The organism is Rubellimicrobium thermophilum DSM 16684 (genome assembly GCF_000442315.1).
GTDB classification, from domain to species: Bacteria; Pseudomonadota; Alphaproteobacteria; order Rhodobacterales; family Rhodobacteraceae; genus Rubellimicrobium; species Rubellimicrobium thermophilum.
This window is the reverse complement of the sequence record NZ_KE557321.1, coordinates 231,388-248,217: the sequence shown is the minus strand read 5'-3', so window position 1 is coordinate 248,217 and position 16,830 is coordinate 231,388. Positions and strand designations below refer to the sequence as shown.

Genomic DNA, 16,830 nt, shown 5'->3' with positions numbered 1-16,830 from the left:
CCCGGATGAGCATCAAGGAGATCTTCGAGACGATGGACTGGGGCCCCGCGCCGGAGGGAACGGGCGAAGCGCGCGCCTGGATCGCGGCCCATGGCGGCCGTTTCGGCTGCTTCGTCGATGGCGCCTTCCGCAAGCCGGGCGAGACCTTCGCCTCCACCAACCCCGCCACCGGCGAGGTGCTGGCCCATGTCACGCAGGCCACGCAGGGCGACGTGGACCGCGCCGTGCGTGCCGCCCGGCGGGCCCAGCCCGGATGGGCCGCTCTCGGCGGCCACGGCCGCGCCCGCATCCTCTATGCCCTGGCGCGCCTTCTGCAGAAGCAGTCCCGTCTCTTCGCCACGCTCGAATCGCTCGACAACGGCAAGCCGATCCGCGAAAGCCGCGATATCGACGTGCCCCTGGCGGTGCGCCATTTCTACCACCACGCCGGCCTGGCCGAACTGATGGAAACCGAGATGCCCGATCGCGTTCCCCTGGGCGTCTGCGGGCAGATCATCCCCTGGAACTTCCCCCTCCTGATGCTGGCCTGGAAGGTCGCGCCCGCGCTTGCGGCCGGCAACACGGTCGTGCTCAAGCCGGCCGAGCAGACCCCCCTCACCGCCCTGCTGTTTGCCGATCTCTCCCGTCAGGCCGGGCTGCCGAAGGGCGTGCTCAACATCGTCACGGGCGATGGCGCGGTGGGCGAACGGGTCGTGGCGGCCGATGTGGACAAGATCGCCTTCACCGGCTCCACCGCCGTCGGCCGCCGCATCCGCGAAGCAACGGCCGGCACCGGCAAGGCGCTGACGCTCGAGCTGGGGGGCAAGTCGCCCTACATCGTCTTCGACGATGCCGACCTCGATTCGGCGGTCGAAGGGCTGGTGGACGCCATCTGGTTCAACCAGGGCCAGGTCTGCTGCGCCGGAAGCCGTCTGCTGGTGCAGGAAGGGATCGCGGAAATCTTTTACCGCAAGCTGCGCGCGCGGATGGACAAGCTCCGCATCGGCGATCCGCTCGACAAGGCGATCGATGTGGGCGCCATTGTCTCGGCCGAGCAGCTGGCGACCATCACCCGCCTCGTGGAGGCCAATACGGAAGGCCAGCGCCATGTCGCGGCCTGCCCGCTGCCGGTCGGGGGATATTTCTACCCTCCCACCCTCATCACCGGCCTGTCGCCTGCCAACCCCCTGATGCAGGAGGAGATCTTTGGGCCTGTCCTGGTCGGGACGACCTTCCGCACCCCGGCCGAGGCCGTGGAGCTGGCCAACAACACCCGCTACGGCCTTGCCGCGACCCTGTGGACCGAGAACGTCAATCTTGCTCTCGATGTGGCGCCGAAACTGGCCGCCGGGGTGGTCTGGGTCAACGCAACCAATCTCTTCGATGCCGCCGCTCCCTTCGGGGGGGTGCGGGAATCGGGCTTCGGGCGCGAAGGGGGTTGGGAAGGCCTGATGGCCTATACCCGTCCTGCTGCAGAGCCGGGGCGCCCGCTGAAGCCGGTTCTGCCCCATGGGGGCGAGGGCGAGCCGACCGATGCCATCGACCGCACGGCCAAGCTCTATATCGGCGGCAGACAGGTCCGGCCCGATGGCGGGTATGCCCGTCCCGTCCGGGGGCCGAAGGGTGCCCTTCTGGGCCATGTGAGCCTCGCCAACCGCAAGGATGTCCGCAACGCCGTCGAGGCGGCGAATGCGGCCAGGGTCTGGGGACGACAGGCGGGCCATGCCCGGGCCCAGATCCTCTACTATCTGGCCGAGAACCTGTCGGCCCGCGCGACCGAGTTCGCCGCACGGCTCCGGGCGATGACTGGTGTCGGCGGCGAGGCAGAGGTGGAAGCCGCGATCCGGACCCTGTTTCGCTGGGCTGCCTGGGCGGACAAGGTGGACGGGCGCGCGGCCGGCGTGCCGATCCGGGGGGTCGCCCTTGCCATGCGGGAGCCGGTGGGCACCATCGGCATCCTCTGCCCCGACGAATCCCCCCTTCTCGGTCTCGTTGCCACGACGGCACCGGCCATCGCCCTCGGCAACCGGGTCGTCGCCGTGGCCTCCGAGCCCTTCCCCCTTGCCGCGACGGATTTCTATCAGGTGATCGAGACATCGGATCTGCCGGGGGGGGTTCGTCAACATCCTGACCGGCAGCCACCGGGAGCTGGCCCCGGTGCTGGCGGCGCATCTGGACATCGATGCGGTCTGGAGCTTCTCCTCGACGGCCTCGCCGCAGGTGATCGAGGCGAAATCGGCCGGCAATCTCAAGCGGACCTGGGTGGAAAGCCGGATCCGCGACTGGACCCGTCCGGACGATCGCAGCCTCATCGAGGCCGCGACCGAGGTGAAGACGATCTGGATCCCCTATGGAGAGGGGTGAGGCCCTCGATCGGGGCTCGGGCGGGGTGGCCGCGGATCCGGCGGGGCCGGCTCAGCCGCGTCCGGACCAGCGACGGAAGAGCCCCTGCCGACGCTGGGACTCGGTCTCCCAGGAGGCCCGCACCGGATCGAGCCGTCTGCGCCGCCAGCGGCGCAGACGCGACCAGACCGCCCAGATGACGGCAGTCAGGAAGATGAAGAACAGGATATTGAACCACGGAACGATCCGCACATCCGGTCCAGCCACCGGCCGCAGGGAGACCGCATTGGGGAACATCGACAGATAGGGGATACGCCAGCCGTAATAGCGCACCGCCACCCAGCGCGGCTCCCCCTGGCTGGAGACCATGTCCTGTGCACGGGCCTGAAGATCCGCACTGTTGAATTTCAGGTACCAGGGAAAGCCGAAACGCGTATCCTCGTTGCGGAACACGAGGACCCGACCGTTCGGTCGCGTGGTGTTGATGAAGAACACGTCCTCGACGCGGCGCCCTTGGGCCGTGCTGGCCGTCGCATCGGAAAAGGCACGGAAGCCCCGCACCTCATCGGCCGAGACGATCCGGTTTTCGGTAGAGGTGATGTAGACGATCGCATGCCGGGGCAGGACATAATGCAGAAAGGCCCCTGCAAGCAGCAGGACGGTCAGACCCAGGATCCATTTCACGGCACGCATCGCGTTCTCCCTACTGTGCCAGGACGAGATAGAGCAGCCCCCGCGTGCCCGCCATGGGCAAGAGAGGGGATGGCGCATCGGCGAGGTTTCCGCTGCGCCGATCGGGCGCTCCGGTCGGGGAGCGGACCTTCCCCCTGCCCCGGCAGGGTCATGGAACGACGGCCCTGGCATGGCAGAGCGGTTTTCGTGATGCTTTTCGTGATAGGTGAAAGAAGACGCGGCAGAAGATGGGGCCTCAGCCCCGAATCGGCCCGGCCAAGACGACGTGCCGCCAGCAAAGGCGCGCTCCATGGCACGGAGGTTCCGATGACCGATCTGTTCCGATTCCTGTCGAGGAATGCCGCCCCGCCCGTGCTCTCGCGCCCCGCGCCGGAAGCCGTGATCGCCGGCGATCCGGTCTTCTCTCTCTGGGAGATCGAGACGCGCGGGGCGCTGTCCTGCGGGATATGGCAGGCGACGCCGGGCAAATGGCGCATCACCTATGACGAATGGGAATATTGCCGTATTCTCGAGGGGTTGTCGGTCATCGCCGAAACCGGCGGCGCCGCGCGGATCGTCCGCGCGGGCGACAGCTTTGTCATCCGCCCCGGATTCCGCGGCACCTGGGAGGTGCTGGAAACGACCGTGAAGGACTATGTGGTGCTGCTGCCTGGGCCGACAGGAACGCCCTTTCAGTAGCCGGTGCCGCCGGACATGCCGCCCGTCGGGACCGGCTGGATGCCCGGCGGCGGCGCGATGCCCAGGGCGGCGGCAATGGCAAGGTCTTCCTGATCGGGGATGTAGGTCACACCGATCTGGGCTTCGGGATTGCCGTAGAAGATCTCGGGCACCATGGCCTGCGGAATGGCAGGACGCTGGGTCGTGTCGCCGGCATAGAGACGCTCGGGCGAGATGTGGAAGGGCGGAAGCTCGATGCCGCGGCGGGCCATCAGCGGTCCCTCGATACGGATGGAATCCTCGAGCGTGCGCACCACCACCGTGGTGCCGTTGGGCACGCGCTCATAGAGGTCGATGATGTCATGGTTGAACAGGCGGATGCAGCCTGCCGATCCCGAATTGCCGATCGAGGACAGGTCGTTGGTGCCGTGGATGCGGTAGAAGGTGTCGCGTCCGCCCCGGTAGAGATAGAGGGCCCGCGCCCCCAGCGGCGAGGCCAGCCCCCCGGGCACCCCGTTGCGGTAGGGGCCATAGACCTCGGGCTCCCGGCGCAGCATGTTGGCGGTGGGGGTCCAGCTGGGCCAGGTGGCCTTGCGTCCCACGGTGGTCCGCCCGCTCATGCCCAGCCCCTCGCGCCCGACAGCGATGGGATAGCGCCAGGCCATGCCGCCGGGCTCGATCCAGTAGAGGAACTTGGCGTGCGGGTCGATCTCGATGGTCCCGGGCGGTTCGTCGCCGCGATAGGGGACATAGGCGCGACGGTTGACACCCTGGAGATATTCGGGCGGAACCGGCGGCAGCGTATAGCCCATGTCCTCCAGAAGGCCGTAGCCCGGCACGATCTGCGATGCCGGCACCCCGCCGATGATCTCCTCCGGCATGGGGGGGTTGCTCGGGGAGGGGTGCGGCACAGGCCGCCAGCGCCAGCGCCGCGCAGAGCGCCAGGCCACGTGCGAAAAGGGCCGGGGCGCCGGGCAAGGCTCGCATCATGGGAAACGGTCCTCTGGCAGAAGGAATTCCGGCCCTTGATAGCAGGCCGGGCGGCCGAGTCCACCCGGCCCGCCCCGCGCCCCCTCCTTGCGGGGGAAACTTGCCTCAGCCGACCAGGTTGAAGCCGGGTCCGTAGGGATAGCGGGTGATGTCCTCGGCTCCGTCCTCGCCGATCACGAGAATGTCGTGCTCGCGGTAGCCGCCGGCGCCGGGCATCCCTTCGGGGATGGTCAGCATCGGCTCCATCGAGACGACATGACCGGGTTCGAGCACGGTGTCGATGTCCTCGCGCAGCTCGAGCGCGCCCTCGCGACCGTAATAATGCGACAGGATGCCGAAGGAGTGGCCGTAACCGAAGCTTCGGTAACGCAGCAGGTCGCGCTCCTCGAGGAAGGCGTTGATCCGCCGGGTGACCTCTGCGCAGCTCACACCGGGGCGCAGCAGGCTCATGCCGTATTCGTGGGCCGCGATGTTGGCCTCCCAGATCCGCAGGCTGGCCTCGTCCACCTCGCGCAGGAACAGCGTCCGCTCGAGCGCGGTGTAATAGCCCGAAATCATCGGAAAGCAGTTGAGCGACAGGATGTCGCCCACACGCAGCACACGTCCCGTGACCGGGTTGTGCGCGCCATCGGTGTTGATGCCCGACTGGAACCACACCCAGGTGTCGCGGTATTCGGCATCGGGAAAGCGGCGGGCAATTTCGCGCTCCATCGCGTCGCGCCCGACCATCGCCACGTCGATTTCGCGCAGACCGGGGCGGATGGCGTCGCGAATGGCGTGGCCGCCGAGATCGGCCACTTCGGCGCCCTGTCGGATCAGGGCGATCTCGGCAGGGGACTTGCGCATCCGCTGGCGCATGGTGGCGGGGGCCAGGTCGGTGCGGGAACGGGGCTCAAGGAAGGCATCGAGCCGCGCGGACTGGTCAAGGGTCAGGTGATCCCCCTCATGGCCGACATGACGGCCCCTGCCCGCCACCTCGACCACGGCGCGCCAGAAATTGTCGCGCGCCCAGTCGGTATAGGTGAGAGTGTCGCCATGGCTGCGCCGCCAGGGCTGGCCCCCATCGATGCCCGCCGCGATCGTGACCGACTGTCCGGGCGTCACCACCAGCGCATAGGGCCGCCCGAAGGCGCAATAGAGAAAGCCCGAATAATAGGCGACGTTGTGCATCGAGGTGAGAACCGCCACCTCGACCCCCGCCTCCTCCATGATGCGGCGCAGACCCTTCAGACGGGCCTCGTATTCCTCGGGGGCAAAGGGCAGCACGCGCTCGCCCTGATGGAAGCGGTATGTGACGGGGCGGGGCGTGGAGAGAGTGGAAAGACGAACGCTCATCGGCGTCAGACCCTGATCGGGGGCCCGGACGCAGCGCCGGGCCCCGAAAGGTCCCGGCGTACAGGACGGAGCGGATGCGCGGCATCCGCAGGCGACGGGGCCGGCCGGCCCTTGCGGCGACGCCATCGCCGCATGCCTGTCGGGCAGACTGCCGCAGACCCGCCCGCCGCGCAAGAGCCGGGAAAGGCAGACTCCCCCGCCCTTCGGTCAGCCGGTCAGCGTCCGGACGAGGGGATGGGTGGGATCCTCATAGCCCGCGATCACGTCGAAATGATGCCGCTCCGGCTCTTCCACCAGGGCCGCGCCCCAGGCGGCGGCCAGACGGCGCGCCTGATCGACGAAGGCCGGGCGCTCTGCCGCGCCGACCCAGACCGTGACCGGCATGGCCGGAGGCGGACGGAGAGCCGGGCTTTCGGCCAGGGCCTCGGCGGCATCGAGGCGCAGCGTCGCGTTCAGGCCCGTGCGCAAAAGCGGCCGCAGGTCGCCCAGGGGAGAGACGGGAACCACCCGCGCAATCCGCCCCCGGCAGGCCAGGGGCAGATCGGGACAGGCCAGGCGGGCCGCTGCATGCCCCCCGCCGAATGGCCCGACAGCACGACCGGGCCCGGAACTGCCTCGGCCGCCCGGTCCACCGCCCGGGCCAGGGAAGCGGTGATGTCGCGGATGCGGCGCTCCGGGCAGAGCGGGTAGGCGGGCATGGCCACCGCCCAGCCCCGCGCCAGCGCCCCGGCTGCGAGATGGGAGAAATCCGCAGGCGAGAAGGCCATCCAGTAGCCGCCATGGATGATCACGGCGAGTCCTTCCGGACGGCGGCCGGGGGGCTCGTAGAGATCGAGGATCTCGCGCGGGTGGGGGCCATGGGCGAGCTTCCGGGGCGGATGAGCCGCGCGGAAGGCCGCCGCAGCCGCAGCCCAGCGTGCGGGAAAGCTGGCGCCGTCGGGGATATGCGCGGCATTGGCATAGGCCTCGCTCAGATCGTCCTCGCATGTTCTCCCGGCCATCACCCCCCCCCCCCGCGGCACCCCACTGGACGGCGCCGGTTGCCTGTGGTCCTCTCGACGCCGTTCCCCAAGGGAGGCCGTCATGCTCGATACCGTCACCGATCTGCCTTCGCGCCTCAAGCGCCCCGATCTGCTGTGCGAGCGCGCCTTTCTGGGCGGCGAATGGGTCGAGGCCGAGAGGGGACGGACCTTCGAGGTGATCAATCCCGCCCGCGGCGACGTGATCGCCCGCGTGGCCGATCTGAGCCGGGCGGATGTCGCCCGCGCCATCGATGCCGCGCATGCCGCGCAGAAGGGCTGGGCCGCGAAATCCGGCAAGGAGCGCGCCCGCGTGCTGCGCCGCTGGTTCGACCTCATGGTCGAACATGCCGACGACCTGGCCACCATCCTGACCGCCGAACAGGGCAAGCCGCTGGCCGAGGCCAGAGGCGAGGTGCTCTATGGCGCAAGCTACATCGAATGGTTCGGAGAGGAGGCCAAGCGCCTTTACGGCGAGACAATCCCCGGTCATCTGCCCGACAAGCGCCTGACGGTGATCCGCCAGCCGGTCGGCGTGGCGGCCTCGATCACGCCCTGGAACTTTCCCAATGCGATGATCGCGCGCAAGGTGGCGCCCGCCCTCGCGGCAGGCTGCGCCTTCGTCGCGCGTCCCGCCGCCCAGACGCCGCTTTCGGCGCTGGCCATGGCGAAGCTCGCCGAGGAGGCCGGCGTGCCGAAGGGGGTGCTGTCGGTCGTGACCTCGACGGACGCCTCGGGCGTGGGCCTCGAGTTCTGCGAGAACCCGAAGGTGCGCAAGCTCTCCTTCACCGGCTCCACGGAGACGGGGCGTCTCCTGCTGCGGCAGGCCGCGGATCAGATCAAGAAATGCTCGATGGAACTGGGCGGCAATGCGCCCTTCATCGTCTTCGACGATGCCGATCTCGATGCCGCGGTGCAGGGGGCGATCCTGTCCAAGTTCCGCAACAACGGTCAGACCTGCGTCTGCGCCAACCGCATCTATGTGCAGGCGGGGGTCTATGACGAATTCGCCCGCCGCCTGACGGCCGCGGTTGAGAAGCTCCGCGTCGGCGACGGGCTCGAGCCGGGAACGGATCTCGGCCCGCTGATCGAGGACCGGGCGGTGGAGAAGGTGTGCGGTTTCGTCGCGGATGCCCTGGAGAAGGGGGGGCGCGTGCTGACCGGCGGCGATCCGCACCCGCTGGGGGGGCGTTTCCTCAGGCCCACCGTCCTTGCCGACGCCACGCCCCAGATGCGGGTCGCCAGGGAAGAAACCTTCGGTCCCTTCGCGCCCCTCTTCCGCTTTGCCGACGAGGCCGAGGTGATCGCCCAGGCCAACGACACGATCTTCGGCCTTGCGGCCTATTTCTATGCCCGCGACCTTTCGCGCGTGATCCGGGTGCAGGAGGCGCTCGAATACGGGATGGTGGGGGTCAATACCGGGCTCATCTCGACCGAGGTCGCCCCCTTCGGCGGGGTCAAGCAGTCCGGCTTCGGACGCGAGGGATCGCGCCACGGGATCGAGGACTATACGGAAATGAAATACATCTGCACGCAGATCTGACACAGAAGGGCGTGATGCGCCCTTCCCTTCGGAGCCGTTTTCCCCTATGGGCACCCATCCTCCGCGCCCTGCGCGGGGGGTTTCCCCGGGCCTTGCTGGACGACATCCCGGCTTGTGCCGTCACCCCAGGACCGAAGAAGGAGTCACCCGATGTCGATCACTGTCGAAGAAAAAGCCCGCATCCTCAAGGAATTCGCGACCAAGCCGGGCGACACCGGCTCGCCCGAGGTGCAGGTCGCGATCCTCAGCTCGCGCATTGCGACGCTGACCGAGCATTTCAAGGTGCATGCCAAGGACAACCATGGCCGCCGCGGCCTTCTGAAGCTCGTGGCGCAGCGCCGCCGTCTGCTCGACTATCTCAAGTCCCGCGACGAAGCGCGCTATCAGGCCCTGATCGAACGTCTCGGCCTGCGCCGCTGACCATTCCGGGCCGTCCCTCCGGGGGCGGCCCTTTCCAGACGGACGGAGACCGGCCGGGCCCGACCGGCCTCCGCGACGACGAGGGCCAGGGGTTGCGTCCGATGCGCGCCCCTCCGCAACCCGCCCCCCTGGGACAAAACGGACGAATGGGGGCAAGAGGGCCGAGCGCGGCCCGGAAGGACATCCGCATGTTCAACGAAGTGAAGAAATCGATCCGCTGGGGCAACGAGACCCTGACGCTCTCGACCGGCAAGATCGGCCGGCAGGCCGATGCCAGCGTGATCGCCACGCTGGGCGAAACCTCGGTGATGGCCAATGTGACCTATGCCAAGACGCCCAAGCCCGGCCAGGACTTCTTCCCTCTCACGGTTCACTATCAGGAAAAGTTCTACGCCGCAGGCAAGATTCCCGGCGGCTACTTCAAGCGCGAAGGACGCCCGAGCGAACGGGAGACCCTCGTCTCGCGCCTCATCGACCGGCCGATCCGCCCCCTCTTCGTGGAGGGGTTCCGCAACGAAGTGCTCGTCATGTGCACCGTGCTCTCCCATGATCTGGTCAATGAGAGCGACATTGTCGCCATGATTGCCGCCTCGGCGGCGCTGACGCTGTCGGGCGTGCCCTTCCGCGGGCCCATCGGCGCAGCCCGCGTGGGCTTCGTGGACGGGCAGTATGTGCTCAACCCCTCGGCCGAGGACATCCAGAACATCCGCCTCAAGCCCGAACAGCGGCTTGATCTTGTCGTCGCCGGGACCAAGAGCGCCGTGATGATGGTGGAGTCCGAGGCCTATGAGCTCTCCGAGAAGGAGATGCTGGGCGCCGTCGTCTTCGCCCATGAACAGATGCAGCCGGTGATCGACCTGATCATCGAGCTGGCCGAGGAAGCCGCCAAGGACCCCTTCGAATTCGAGCCCGAGGACTATTCGGCGCTGGCCGCCCGCGTGCGCGAAATCGGCGAGCCGCTGATGCGCGAGGCCTATGCCATCCGCGAGAAGGCCGCCCGGCGCGATGCCATCGAGGCCGCGATCGAGGCCGTCAAGGCGCAGCTCACCCCCGAGGAGCTGGAGGACCCCAATCTCTGGCCGGCCTTCAAGAAGCTCGAATCCGATGTGCTGCGCGGCGACATCGTCCGCAATGGCCGGCGCATCGACGGGCGCCCCCTCGATCAGGTCCGCCCGATCGTCTGCGAGACCGGCCTTCTGCCGCGCACCCATGGATCCGCCCTGTTCACCCGCGGCGAGACGCAGGCCCTGGTCGTGACCACGCTCGGGACCGGCGATGACGAACAGTTCGTCGATTCGCTGATGGGCAATTTCAAGTCCAACTTCCTGCTGCACTACAATTTCCCGCCCTATTCCGTGGGCGAGGTCGGACGCGTGGGCAGCCCCGGCCGGCGCGAGATCGGCCATGGCAAGCTCGCCTGGCGGGCCCTGCAGGCGGTGCTGCCCGCCCCCACCGATTTCCCCTACACGATCCGCGTGGTCTCCGAGATCACCGAATCGAACGGTTCGTCCTCGATGGCCACGGTCTGCGGGGCCTCGCTGTCGATGATGGATGCCGGCGTGCCGCTCAAGGCCCCTGTCGCCGGTGTCGCCATGGGCCTCGTCCTCGAGAAGGACGGCCAATGGGCCGTCCTGACCGACATCCTGGGCGATGAGGACCATCTGGGCGACATGGACTTCAAGGTGGCAGGCACCGAAGCGGGGATCACCTCGCTCCAGATGGACATCAAGGTGGCGGGCATCACCCCTGCCATCATGGAGAAGGCCCTCGAACAGGCCCGGCAGGGTCGGCTGCACATCCTCCGCGAGATGGCCAAGGCGCTGAGCTCGGCCAATGCCTTCTCGATCCATGCGCCGCGCATCGAAACCATGACCATCCCCGTCGACAAGATCCGCGAGGTGATCGGATCGGGCGGCAAGGTCATCCGCGAGATCGTCGAGACCTCGGGCGCCAAGGTGGACATCAGCGACGACGGCACGATCAAGATCGCCTCCTCCAACCCCGAGGCGATCCGCAAGGCCCATGACATGATCCATGCCATCGTCGCCGAACCCGAAGAGGGCAAGATCTACCGCGGCACTGTCGTCAAGCTCGTGGATTTCGGCGCCTTCGTGAACTTCTTCGGCAAGCGCGACGGCCTTGTCCATGTCTCCCAGATCGAGAACCGGCGCCTGAACCACCCCTCCGACGCCCTGAAGGAGGGGCAGGAGGTCTGGGTCAAGCTGCTGGGCTTCGACGACCGCGGCAAGGTGCGCCTGTCGATGAAGGTCGTCGATCAGACGACCGGGCAGGAGCTGAAAAAGGAAGAGGAGGCAGCCGCCGAGTGATCGGCCGCACCCCCCCCCGATCCTGCGGAACCCCCGGGACGCGTCCCGGGGTTTTTCGTCTCATCCCTGCGGATGACATCCGGGCCGGCGTGGACAAGACCCCTGCCGATGGCTAGCCCAAGGACGACAGCGGAAGGACTGACAGATGACGGCGCCCCGGGACCCGCTTCTGATCCTGTGCATGAAATGGGGCCGGATCTATGGCCCCGACTATGTGAACAACCTGGCCCGGGGCGTGCGGCGACATCTGGCTCGGCCCCACCGCTTCATCTGCTTCACGGACGATGCCACGGGCCTCGAACCGGGGATCGAGGCGCTGCCGCTGCCCGAACTGGGGCTGCCGCCCGGTCACGGCGACACCCGCTGGCGGAAGCTGGCCCTGTTCCGCCGCGATCTGGCCGGTCTGCGCGGAACGGCCCTGTTTCTGGACCTCGATCTGGTGATCGTGGACGATCTGGAACCCTTCTTCGATCTGCCGGGGCCCTTCCGCATCATCCGCGACGATGACCTGTTCCGGCCCAAGCCGCTGCGCCGCCTCAACCCCGCGCGCGACCGCTTTCTGCACAGCGTCGGCAATTCCAGCGTCTTCCGCTTCGAGATCGGGGCGCATGCCTATATCCTGGATGCCTATCTGGCCGATCCCGCCGGCGCCACGGCCCGCTACGAGATCAGCCAGCAGTTCCAGAGCGCCCAGCTCGCCGCCCATGGGCATCTGGACTACTGGCCGCGCGAATGGTGCGTGAGCTTCAAGAATCATTGCGTGCCCCGCCATCTGGCCAGCTATCTGCGCGACCCGGCCCCGCCGCCCGGCGCACGGATCGTGGTCTTTGCCGGACGTCCCAAGATGACCGAGGTCCTGGCCGGCGGCGGGCATCGCTGGTATCGCCGGATCGGCAAGGTCGACTGGCTGCGCAAGGCCTGGGAAAATTCATGGTCGCAGAGGCCTTTCGCCGCTTCAAGCACCGCCGCCGGCAGGCCCGCGCCCTGGCCGAGATTGCCGCCCGCCCCCCGGGCGGCGGCCGCCCGCATGGCCTGGCCCGGCCCCTCGTGTTGTCGCTGACCAGCTATCCCGCCCGCTTCGGCACGCTCGCCCATACCCTGCAGGCCCTCCTGCGGCAGACGGTTCAGCCCGATGCCGTGATCCTGTGGCTCGATCCGGGAGACGAGGATCTCCTGCCGACCGGCGTGACAGACCTGAAACGGGATGGCCTCGAGATCCGGACCTGCCCCCCCTGGCGTGCCTACAAGAAGAGCATCCCCACCCTGCTGGCTCATCCCGATGCTTTCGTGGCCACAGCCGACGACGATGTCTATTACCCCGCGGACTGGCTCGAACATCTGGTTGCCGCAGCCGCGACAGGGGCCGCCGTCGCCTGCCACCGCGCCCATCGCATCCGCCTGGCGCCCGATGGCCTGCCGCGGCCCTATGCCGACTGGGAGCACAACATCGCCGCGCCCGGAACCTCGCCCCGCCTGTTCCTGACCGGCGTGATGGGCGCCCTCTACGCCCCCGGTGCCCTGCACCCCGATGCGACAAGAGCCGAGATCTTCACCGCCCTGTCCCCGGCCAATGACGACATCTGGATGCACTGGATGCACCGCCTGGCCGGGATTGCCGCCACGAAGATCGGCGGCCGTGCCCGCATCCTGGAATGGGAGGGCAGCCAGGACCGGAGCCTGCGATCGGTCAACCTGACCGGCGGCGGCAATGATCCCGCAATCCGGGCGATGATCGCGCGATATGGCATCCCCTGGCCTGATCCGCACCGCGGCCAAGACGCAACCGCCGGGCCACACCCCACGCCACCGGATGCCGTCTTGTTCCCCGGACAGGATTGATCCATTCTTCCCACGGGCATAGCGATCGGATCGTAGCCTGCCCCGAGGGCCCTCACGGTGCGCATCCCCTGCCCGGAGACTGTTCTGATGTTGTCGCGTCGCCATTTTGTCCGGAACGCCGCCTCGGCCGCTGCCGCCGCCCTGGCCGCCCCGCCGCTTCTGGCCGCCGAATCCGGCCCGCTGACCCTGACCGTCACGCCCGAAACCGTCCTGGACAACACCGATATCGTTCTGCCGCCGCCCTTCGATGGCGACTATCCGATTCCCCCCCGGTTCCAGGCACGCATCGTCCCGGTCGTTCCCGGCCTGCAACCCAACGACATCCACATCGTCACCGACAGCTTTCACCTCTACTTCATCCTGCCGGGCGATCGGGCAATCCGCTATGGCGTGGCCGTCGGGCAGGAAGGCCTCGGCTGGCGCGGGCGGGCCACCATCGGGCGCAAGGTCGAATGGCCCTCCTGGCGGCCGACCGAAGAGATGATCGCCCGCAACCCCGCCCGCTACGAACGCTACCGCGACGGGATGCCGGGGGGGCCAGGCAACCCCCTGGGCGCGCGTGCCCTCTACTTCTACCAGGGGGACAGGGACACGGCGATCCGCGTCCATGGCACGACCGAACCGGCGTCCATCGGCAGCCGTGCCTCGAACGGCTGTTTCCGCATGTACAACAGCCACGTCATCGACCTCTACCGCCGTGTGCCCCTGGGGGCGACGGCCTACGCCTACTGACCGGGATCCCGGCCGGGCATCGGCAGGACTCCACCGATTCGGCCGGGGGGCGGAGAAACCCTCGCCCCTGTCCCGCCCCCGCCATGGCAGAATCGGCCCTGACGGGACGGCGAGCTGCCATCGCCCTCCGTCACCAGACAGGAGGCCCGAGCCATGATCCGGACCCGCCGCCGATTCCTGCTGACCGCCGGTGCCGCGCCCTGCTGGCCTCGCCGCTGCCGGCGCAGCAGGCCCCCGCCGTCATCCGCTTTCCGCGCGAATGGCTTCCCACCGATGTCGCCATCAATCCCGGCCTGACGCCCGGCGTGATTCATGTCGATACGGCGAACACCTGGCTCTACCTGACGCTGGCCGACGGGCTGGCCCGGCGCTACAAGATCGCCGTCGGGGCGGCAGGGCGCAATTTCCGCGGTCAGGCCCATGTCGGGCGCAAGGCCGAATGGCCCCCCTGGAGGCCCACCGCGAACATGATCCGCCTCGAGCCGGAGGTCTACGGCCCCTTTGCCGCAGGCCTGCCGGGCGGACATCCCCTCAACCCGCTGGGGGCGCGGGCGCTCTACCTCCATCAGGGACGCCGCGACACGATGTACCGCATCCACGGCACCCCGCAGCCCTGGACCATCGGGCAGAGCTTCTCCTCGGGCTGCATCCGGCTGGTGAACGAGCACGCGATCGACCTCTACGATCGCGTGCCGCTGGGGACGGCCGTCCACGTGAGATGAACGGCCCCTCCCTGCCCTGCCGCGGATCAGGCCGCGGGCAGCTTCGTCTTGCGCAGATAGGGCAGGACGGCCTGATAGCCGGGATACTTCTTCGCCGCCTCCTCGTCCGGGACGGAGAGCGGAATGATGACATCCTCGCCCTGGTTCCAGTCGGCCGGCGTCGCCACCCCGGCCCTGGCGGCGGTCTGGAGCGCATCCAGCGCGCGCAGGATCTCGGCGAAGTTGCGGCCGACATTCATCGGATAGGTCATGGACAGCTTGATCTTCTTGTCCGGGCCAATGATGAAGACCGACCGCACGGTCGCCGTGTCGTTGGGCGTCGGGTTGTCGGGCAGCCAGGCCTCGGCCGGCAGCATGTCGAAGGCCTTGGAGACCGTCAGGTCCTTGTCCGCGGCGATCGGGAAGCCGGGATGGGCCCCCCCCGCCGCCTCGATATCGGCCTTCCAGCGGAGGTGATCCTCCACCCCGTCCACCGAGATGCCGAGCACCTTCACGCCCCGCTTCTCCCACTCCTCCCGAAGTCGCGCCACGGCCCCGAACTCGGTCGTGCAGACGGGGGTGAAGTCCTTGGGATGGCTGAAGATCACCGCCCAGCTGTCGCCGATCCAGTCGTGCAGGCGAATGGTGCCCTGATCCGTCTCGATGGTCAGATCGGGAACAGTGTCGTTGATGCGCAGGCCCATGCCGGTTCTCCCTTCCAGGCTGTCGCGCGGGGGGCTGGCCCCCGCGCTGCCGGGCGTCAATATAGGGGCGCGTCCCGCGGGGCGCCACAGCGACAGGGGAGAATCCGCCATGATCGAAAAGCGGGAGCATTACATCGGCGGCCGCTGGGTGCCGTCGCAGGGCGGGCAGGAGCATGTCGTCATCGACCCCTCGACCGAGGAGGGGGCGGTGACAATCGTCCTGGCCAGCCCCGCGGATGTGGAGGCCGCCGTCGCCGCCGCCCGGGCCGCGCTCCCCGCCTGGTCTGCCACCGCCCCGGCCGAGCGACGCGCGCTTGTCGAACGCATCCTCGAGCAATACCGCCGACGGGAAGAGGACCTCGCCCGGGCCATCAGCCTCGAGATGGGCGCGCCCATCGATTTCGCCCGCGCCGAACAGGCCCCCGCCTTCTCCTGGCATCTCGAAGGCTTTCTCGAGGCCTTTGACCGGATCGAATGGCTGCGCCCCCTCGGCCCCCATGCCAAGGGCAGCATGATCGCCATGGAGCCGATCGGGGTGGTTGCGCTCATCACCCCCTGGAACTGGCCGGCCAATCAGATCGCCCTCAAGGTGATCCCGGCGCTGCTTGCGGGATGCACGATGGTGCTCAAGCCGTCCGAACAGGCGCCCCTCTCTGCCTGTGTGGTGGCCGAGATGCTGCATGAGGCCGGATGCCCGCCCGGCGTCTTCAACATGATCCAGGGCGACGGCCCGGCGCCGGGGCCCGGCTGTCGGCCCATCCCGACATCGAGATGGTCTCCTTCACCGGATCCACGCGGGCGGGACGGGCCATCTCCCATGCGGCGGCCGACACATTCAAGCGCGTGACGCTGGAGCTGGGCGGCAAGGGCGCCAATCTGATCTTCGCCGATGCCGACGGGCGGGCCGTCGAACGCGGCGTGCGCCATGTCATGGAGAACACCGGCCAGAGCTGCAACGCCCCGACCCGGATGCTGGTCGAACGGCCGCTCTACGATGCCGCCGTGGAGACGGCCCGCCGCATCGCCGAAGACACCCGGGTAGGCCCCGCACATGACGCCGGCGACCATATCGGCCCCGTCGTCAATGCCCGCCAGTGGGAGCATGTGCAGGGCCTGATCCAGAAGGGAATCGAGGAAGGCGCACGCCTCGTCGCCGGGGGTCCGGGACGGCCCGAGCATCTCAACCGCGGCTACTTCGTGCGGCCCACCGTCTTTGCCGATGTGAAGCCGGGCATGAGCATCGAGCGGATCGAGATCTTCGGCCCTGTCCTGTCGATCATGCCCTTCGACAGCGAGGATGAGGCCGTCGCCATCGCCAACGACACCGATTACGGCCTGACCAACTACGTCCAGACCGCTGATGAAGCGCGGCGGCACCGCCTGGCCCGGCGGCTCAAGGCCGGCATGGTGGAGATGAACGGCCAGAGCCGCGGAAAGGGCGCCCCCTTTGGCGGCACCAAGGCCTCCGGCCGCGCGCGCGAGGGCGGGATCTGGGGCATCGAGGAGTTCCTCGAGGTGAAGTCGATCTCCGGCTGGTGAGGCCGCCGC

At 68.4% G+C, this 16,830-nt stretch carries 14 protein-coding genes and 2 pseudogenes; 10 read left to right on the top strand and 6 right to left on the bottom strand.

From position 1 onward, the window contains the following. Positions 1–5 precede the first annotated feature (5 nt). A pseudogene (locus RUTHE_RS09020) lies at positions 6–2,343 on the top strand (aldehyde dehydrogenase family protein). Positions 2,344–2,394: 51 nt separating this feature from the next. Here RUTHE_RS09020 and RUTHE_RS09015 read toward each other — a convergent pair. Continuing rightward, positions 2,395–3,015, bottom strand: coding sequence for a DUF1523 family protein (locus RUTHE_RS09015; RefSeq protein WP_021098071.1), 621 nt, complete (start codon positions 3,013–3,015; stop codon positions 2,395–2,397). A 306-nt stretch (positions 3,016–3,321) separates the two neighbouring features. On the opposite strand from RUTHE_RS09015, the gene RUTHE_RS09010 reads away from it, so the two are divergent. Then, positions 3,322–3,693, top strand: a complete 372-nt coding sequence (locus RUTHE_RS09010; RefSeq protein ID WP_021098070.1) for a cupin domain-containing protein — start codon at positions 3,322–3,324, stop codon at positions 3,691–3,693. Here the strand turns inward: RUTHE_RS09010 and RUTHE_RS09005 are convergent. From RUTHE_RS09005 to RUTHE_RS08995, 4 genes are all read right to left on the bottom strand, one after another. Then, positions 3,687–4,553 carry a L,D-transpeptidase gene (locus RUTHE_RS09005; RefSeq protein ID WP_021098069.1) on the bottom strand — a complete coding sequence of 289 codons (867 nt, stop codon included), beginning with the start codon at positions 4,551–4,553 and terminating at the stop codon, positions 3,687–3,689. The genes RUTHE_RS09010 and RUTHE_RS09005 overlap by 7 nt on opposite strands. Before the next feature lie 214 nt (positions 4,554–4,767). Continuing rightward, positions 4,768–5,997 carry an aminopeptidase P family protein gene (locus tag RUTHE_RS09000; protein WP_021098068.1) on the bottom strand — a complete coding sequence of 410 codons (1,230 nt, stop codon included), beginning with the start codon at positions 5,995–5,997 and terminating at the stop codon, positions 4,768–4,770. Positions 5,998–6,204: 207 nt separating this feature from the next. Next, the gene (locus RUTHE_RS18295; protein ID WP_342662227.1) at positions 6,205–6,465 is read right to left on the bottom strand and encodes a hypothetical protein; all 261 of its coding nucleotides are present in this window, start codon (positions 6,463–6,465) and stop codon (positions 6,205–6,207) included. Continuing rightward, positions 6,450–6,998: an alpha/beta hydrolase gene (locus RUTHE_RS08995; protein WP_021098066.1), complete on the bottom strand. Its 549-nt coding sequence runs from the start codon at positions 6,996–6,998 to the stop codon at positions 6,450–6,452. The genes RUTHE_RS18295 and RUTHE_RS08995 overlap by 16 nt, the downstream gene beginning before the upstream one ends. 82 nt (positions 6,999–7,080) lie before the next feature. Between RUTHE_RS08995 and RUTHE_RS08990 the strand changes: the two genes are divergently transcribed. The 7 genes from RUTHE_RS08990 (at position 7,081) to RUTHE_RS08960 (ending at position 14,599) form a co-directional block, all read left to right on the top strand. Beyond that, positions 7,081–8,559, top strand: a complete 1,479-nt coding sequence (locus tag RUTHE_RS08990; RefSeq protein WP_021098065.1) for an NAD-dependent succinate-semialdehyde dehydrogenase — start codon at positions 7,081–7,083, stop codon at positions 8,557–8,559. 150 nt (positions 8,560–8,709) lie between these two features. Further along, a complete protein-coding gene (rpsO, locus tag RUTHE_RS08985; RefSeq protein ID WP_021098064.1) occupies positions 8,710–8,979 on the top strand; it encodes a 30S ribosomal protein S15 in 270 nt (89 codons plus the stop codon). A 188-nt stretch (positions 8,980–9,167) separates the two neighbouring features. Further along, complete coding sequence (gene pnp / locus RUTHE_RS08980) at positions 9,168–11,306, top strand: polyribonucleotide nucleotidyltransferase (protein ID WP_021098063.1); 2,139 nt, start codon at positions 9,168–9,170, stop codon at positions 11,304–11,306. Between the two features lie 145 nt (positions 11,307–11,451). Continuing rightward, positions 11,452–12,366, top strand: coding sequence for a hypothetical protein (locus RUTHE_RS08975; RefSeq protein ID WP_021098062.1), 915 nt, complete (start codon positions 11,452–11,454; stop codon positions 12,364–12,366). Continuing rightward, positions 12,354–13,145, top strand: a complete 792-nt coding sequence (locus tag RUTHE_RS08970) for a hypothetical protein (RefSeq protein WP_021098061.1) — start codon at positions 12,354–12,356, stop codon at positions 13,143–13,145. Before RUTHE_RS08975 ends, RUTHE_RS08970 begins: the two co-directional genes overlap by 13 nt. 87 nt (positions 13,146–13,232) lie before the next feature. Further along, a complete protein-coding gene (locus RUTHE_RS08965; protein WP_021098060.1) occupies positions 13,233–13,877 on the top strand; it encodes a L,D-transpeptidase in 645 nt (214 codons plus the stop codon). A gap of 83 nt (positions 13,878–13,960) precedes the next feature. After that, positions 13,961–14,599, top strand: coding sequence for a L,D-transpeptidase (locus RUTHE_RS08960; protein WP_021098059.1), 639 nt, complete (start codon positions 13,961–13,963; stop codon positions 14,597–14,599). A gap of 26 nt (positions 14,600–14,625) precedes the next feature. On the opposite strand, the gene RUTHE_RS08955 is transcribed toward RUTHE_RS08960, so the two are convergent. Beyond that, positions 14,626–15,282, bottom strand: a complete 657-nt coding sequence (locus RUTHE_RS08955; protein WP_021098058.1) for a peroxiredoxin — start codon at positions 15,280–15,282, stop codon at positions 14,626–14,628. A 109-nt stretch (positions 15,283–15,391) separates the two neighbouring features. Between RUTHE_RS08955 and RUTHE_RS08950 the strand changes: the two are divergent. Next, a pseudogene (locus tag RUTHE_RS08950) lies at positions 15,392–16,821 on the top strand (aldehyde dehydrogenase family protein). The last annotated feature ends 9 nt before the right edge of the window (positions 16,822–16,830 follow it).

Bases quoted from the DNA above. Each gene is read 5' to 3' on its own strand.
- RUTHE_RS09015 (WP_021098071.1), bottom strand. From the start codon at position 3,015: ATGCGTGCCGTGAAATGGATCCTGGGTCTGACCGTCCTGCTGCTTGCA.
- RUTHE_RS09010 (WP_021098070.1), top strand. From the start codon at position 3,322: ATGACCGATCTGTTCCGATTCCTGTCGAGGAATGCCGCCCCGCCCGTG.
- RUTHE_RS09005 (WP_021098069.1), bottom strand. From the start codon at position 4,553: ATGCCGGAGGAGATCATCGGCGGGGTGCCGGCATCGCAGATCGTGCCG.
- RUTHE_RS09000 (WP_021098068.1), bottom strand. From the start codon at position 5,997: ATGAGCGTTCGTCTTTCCACTCTCTCCACGCCCCGCCCCGTCACATAC.
- RUTHE_RS08995 (WP_021098066.1), bottom strand. From the start codon at position 6,998: ATGGCCGGGAGAACATGCGAGGACGATCTGAGCGAGGCCTATGCCAAT.
- RUTHE_RS08990 (WP_021098065.1), top strand. From the start codon at position 7,081: ATGCTCGATACCGTCACCGATCTGCCTTCGCGCCTCAAGCGCCCCGAT.
- rpsO (WP_021098064.1), top strand. From the start codon at position 8,710: ATGTCGATCACTGTCGAAGAAAAAGCCCGCATCCTCAAGGAATTCGCG.
- pnp (WP_021098063.1), top strand. From the start codon at position 9,168: ATGTTCAACGAAGTGAAGAAATCGATCCGCTGGGGCAACGAGACCCTG.
- RUTHE_RS08975 (WP_021098062.1), top strand. From the start codon at position 11,452: ATGACGGCGCCCCGGGACCCGCTTCTGATCCTGTGCATGAAATGGGGC.
- RUTHE_RS08965 (WP_021098060.1), top strand. From the start codon at position 13,233: ATGTTGTCGCGTCGCCATTTTGTCCGGAACGCCGCCTCGGCCGCTGCC.
- RUTHE_RS08960 (WP_021098059.1), top strand. From the start codon at position 13,961: ATGGCAGAATCGGCCCTGACGGGACGGCGAGCTGCCATCGCCCTCCGT.
- RUTHE_RS08955 (WP_021098058.1), bottom strand. From the start codon at position 15,282: ATGGGCCTGCGCATCAACGACACTGTTCCCGATCTGACCATCGAGACG.